At 63.4% G+C, this 3,772-nt stretch carries 4 protein-coding genes; 2 read left to right on the top strand and 2 right to left on the bottom strand.

Features of this window, described 5'->3' with window-relative positions; all coding sequences use genetic code 11:
• Positions 1–558: glutathione-dependent disulfide-bond oxidoreductase (gene yghU, locus VJS38_RS01010; protein ID WP_324086295.1), on the bottom strand; the 558-nt coding region annotated here is incomplete at its 3' end.
• 212 nt (positions 559–770) lie between these two features.
• Positions 771–1,292 (bottom strand): DUF1993 domain-containing protein, encoded by a 522-nt coding sequence (locus VJS38_RS01005; protein ID WP_324086294.1) that lies wholly within the window; start codon positions 1,290–1,292, stop codon positions 771–773.
• Between the two features lie 324 nt (positions 1,293–1,616).
• Here VJS38_RS01005 and VJS38_RS01000 point away from each other — a divergent pair, with 324 nt between their 5' ends.
• Both VJS38_RS01000 and VJS38_RS00995 read left to right on the top strand, forming a co-directional pair.
• Positions 1,617–2,222, top strand: a complete 606-nt coding sequence (locus VJS38_RS01000) for a TetR/AcrR family transcriptional regulator (protein WP_324086293.1) — start codon at positions 1,617–1,619, stop codon at positions 2,220–2,222.
• A gap of 101 nt (positions 2,223–2,323) precedes the next feature.
• Positions 2,324–3,772: HWE histidine kinase domain-containing protein (locus VJS38_RS00995; protein ID WP_324086292.1), on the top strand; the 1,449-nt coding region annotated here is incomplete at its 3' end.

Genomic DNA, 3,772 nt, shown 5'->3' with positions numbered 1-3,772 from the left:
CAGCTGGCGCTTCACCTCCATGGTGAAGCGATCGATGGCGTATTCAATTTTCGTGGGCGCAAACAGGTAGAAGTGGCCGAAGCCGCCGCCCAGAAAAGGCGCGCTCCCCATCTGCCAGAACAGCCAGGACAGGCATTCGGCCCGCCCCTTCGGCTCTTGCGGGAGGAAATCTCCAAATTTTTCGGCGAGATAGAGAAGGATGGAGCCGGACTCGAAGATCCGAATTGGCTGCGCCCCGCCGCGATCCACCATCGCCGGTATCTTTGAGTTGGGATTGATCGCCACGAATCCGCTGCCGAACTGGTCGCCGTCAGCAATGCGAATGAGCCACGCGTCATATTCGGCTCCTGCATGTCCAAGCTCAAGCAGCTCCTCGAGAAGGATCGTCACCTTTTGACCGTTGGGCGTGGCGAGCGAATAGAGCTGCAGCGGATGTCGCCCCACCGGCAGCTCGCGCTCGAAAGTTGCGCCGGCGATCGGACGGTTGACCCTGGCGTATTCCCCGCCGTTCTCCTTGTCCCAGACCCATATCTTGGGAGGTGAATAATCGGCAGTCATGCAATCTCCGCTGTCGGAATCGGACGAAATTGGCCTGGACGTTAGGCAAGTATTTTTTTTTGGCGCGCATTTTGGATCTGAAGTTCACTCCGGCGCACGGTCCGGATCAAGCGAACTTCAGATCTAGCACGCTCATAAGCTCTTGAAGTTAGACCATTCGCTGCGCCGAACCGGCCTCCACTTCGGCGGCGAATGGTCTAACGCAGCTCCGATCAGCCTTTGCTGCGCATCGCGCCGAGATAGTCGATTTTGCCAAGCGGCACGCCCTTCATGCGAAGGATGTCGTAGGCCGTCGTCGCGTGGAAATAGAAGTTCGGCAGCGAGAAGGAGAGCAGGAAGTTCTCGACGGTGAACGGAATGGCGAAATCCTTGAAGCGGAACACCACCTCGCCGCCTTCCCGTCCATCGATCTCCGCCGGCGCCGCCTGTCGCAGCTTTTCTTGCGCGCCCAGGATCAGTTTTTGCAAGTCGTTGTAACTAGCCGGAGGAACCTCCGCCGTCGGATAGTAACTTCCCTCCTTCACGGCGGCGAGGGCGCCGATGGAATGGTGCACGATCGCTTGCACCTGGAAATTGAAGGAGTTCATGTCTGGGTGAAGGCGAGAATTGACAATTTCTTCCGGGTCAATTCCCTTTTCTTTGCAGTAAGACAGACCCTTATCGAGGCAAGAAATCATTCCGGCATAGGTCTGAAGGTACGACGCTATGCTGATGTCATAGAGCGAGACGGACATGTTTTGAATTCCAGGTTGCTACGATGATGTTGATATGTAAGCGCTATGAAAATGCTAAACTTCTGTTGTTATGGAGCAAAGCATCGCATTCGCTTCGCCTGCATCAGACATGACCGGGCGCTAGACTATTTCGCCGAATTTCCACCCGCCCGAGCCAAGTCACGCCCTTTCCCCTTTGTGTAGCACGCGCTACATATTGCTCGCAGGCCTGGGCCGAGCGGTCAATGGGTTTTTTCATCGACGCTACATAATTGGGGCTTTGAGAATCGGATGCCGGGAGGACGACCGCGCAGTTTCGATCGGGAGATAGCGCTGCAGCGCGCGATGGAGTTGTTCTGGGCGAGGGGTTATGAAGGCGCCCAGCTCACCGATCTCACGGCGGCCATCGGCATCAACCCGCCGAGCTTCTACGCCGCATTCGGTTCGAAGGAAGCTGCGTTTCGCGAGGCGCTGGAACTCTACGAACGGAAGATGGGGAGCCGTTGGGGCCAAGCCCTCGCCGGCGATCTCGACACCCGGCAAAGCATTAGGGCCTTGCTCGACTATACCGTCGAGCTCGCGCTGGGGGCGCCGGGCTCCGGCGGTTGCATGATGGCCTTGGGCATGATCAACGCCATGCCAGGCCATGAGGCGCTGCGTGATCTGTTGCGGGATCGCCGCCGGGAGGGCGTCCGCCAAGTTCGCAACAGGCTCGAAAAAGGGGTGCGCGACGGGGATTTGCCGCCCTCGACGGACCTGTCGCGGCTTGCCGTCTTCTTCTGCGGGATATTGCAGGCGATCTCCCTGCAGGCCCGCGACGGCGCCACGCGCAAGGAGCTGGACGATATCGTCGTTACCGCGATGATGGCGCTGCCTGAGCCCCATATCCAACCCCGCAGCGCCAAAGCGACACCGGCGCGCCGTCGAAAGCCTGGTGCGGACGCCGGGTGACGGCCGGGCGGTCGGCGCCACCGCAGATCGATCGCCAGTGATGTGAATCTTCAATATCATGCGGCTCTCAGCGGGGCGCGCGGCTCCGGCTAGGCGAGTTCATGAGGAAGTTCGACGCCAAAAAGGACGCCTGGCGTGCAGACGAGGGGCGCCGGGGCTCGGTATTCGAGATCAGTTCTGACGGCATGCTCATCCTGGATCTCGACGGCGCCGTGCAGTCGGTCAATCCTGCGGCGATCGGCATGCTCGGGGCGCTCGACGAGGCTGCGCTGCTGGGGGCGAGATGGCCACTGCTGTGGGCCGAGGCCGACCGACCGGCCGCGGACGCGGCCCTGCGGTCCGCCGTGGCGGGGGAACGCCAGCGGTTCGTCGCGCCAGCGCCGACCCGGACGAACCGGCTCCCGCGGCTCGAGGCGATCGTCTCGCCGCTGCGCGACGCCGCAGGCGCGGCCACAGCCGTTCTCGTCACCCTCCACGACGTCAGTGAACTCGAAGACGCCCGCCTGGCCGCCGAGGCGCGCGAACAGGTCGCCATCCGCGAAGCCTTGGCGTTGCAGGCGGTGGCCGACCGGGCCTACCTCTCCGGCTGGACCCTGGATTTCAGGACCAATGTCGTGCGGTTTGCCGAGGCCGGTGCGCAATGGGTCCGCAGCGGTGAGCGTGACGTGCCGCTTGAGCGCCTTCTTACAATGTATGGTTCCCAGGAACAGGCGCGCATTCACGATGCGATCGAGGGCGCGCGATGTGGCCAGCCCTTCAAATTCGACGCGCGGTTCACGCGATTTGATGGCGAGGCCGGCTGGGTGCGGCTGTCCGGCGAGCCGATCTACGAAGACGGCGAATGCGTCGGCATCCGCGGCGCGGGCATGGAAATCTCCGAGGAGATGGCGGCGCGGGAAAAGATCGAGGACGCGCAGAAACGCCTCTACCTGGCCTCGCAGCTGGCGGGCGTCGAGGTCTTCGAGCTCGACGTGGAGCGCCGGCTGCTGATCGAGGAGGGCTCGCTGGCCTCGATCCTGGGCGCCCCGCCGCCGGTCGAGGACCTGTGGTCCGATCCGCTCGGGCTGGTGGATCCGCAGGACCGCCGACGCGTGCAGCGGCAATGGACCGCGGCGCAGGCGGCGGGGACGCCGTTTCGCTGCGAATTCCGGGTGCGCCGGGCGGACGGCCAGCTGGTCTGGATCTATGGCGCCGCCGAGTTCATCGGCGACGGTGGGCGGCCGCGGCGGCTGATCGGGGCGATCGTCGACATCACCGAGCGCAAGCGCAGCGAGCTGCAGCTTCTGCGGACGATGGCGGAGATGCGCGAGCACGAGGCCCAGCAGAAGCTGCTGCTGGACGAGCTCAATCACCGCGTGAAGAACACGCTCGCCGCGGTCCAGTCGGTGGCGATGCAGACCTTGACCAACGCGCGCGACCCGCAGGAGGGGCGCGAGCTGTTCATCGAGCGGCTGCTGGCGCTGTCGGCCACCCACGACCTCCTGGTCAAGCGGGCCTGGGCCAGCGCCTCGTTCCGCGAGCTGGTGGAGGCGCTGCTCAAGCCCTACGGC

It is taken from the genome of Phenylobacterium sp. (genome assembly GCF_035276905.1).
Taxonomy (GTDB): Bacteria; Pseudomonadota; Alphaproteobacteria; order Caulobacterales; family Caulobacteraceae; genus Phenylobacterium.
Note: the sequence above shows the minus strand (reverse complement) of the source record. Positions and strands in the feature narration are given on the sequence as shown.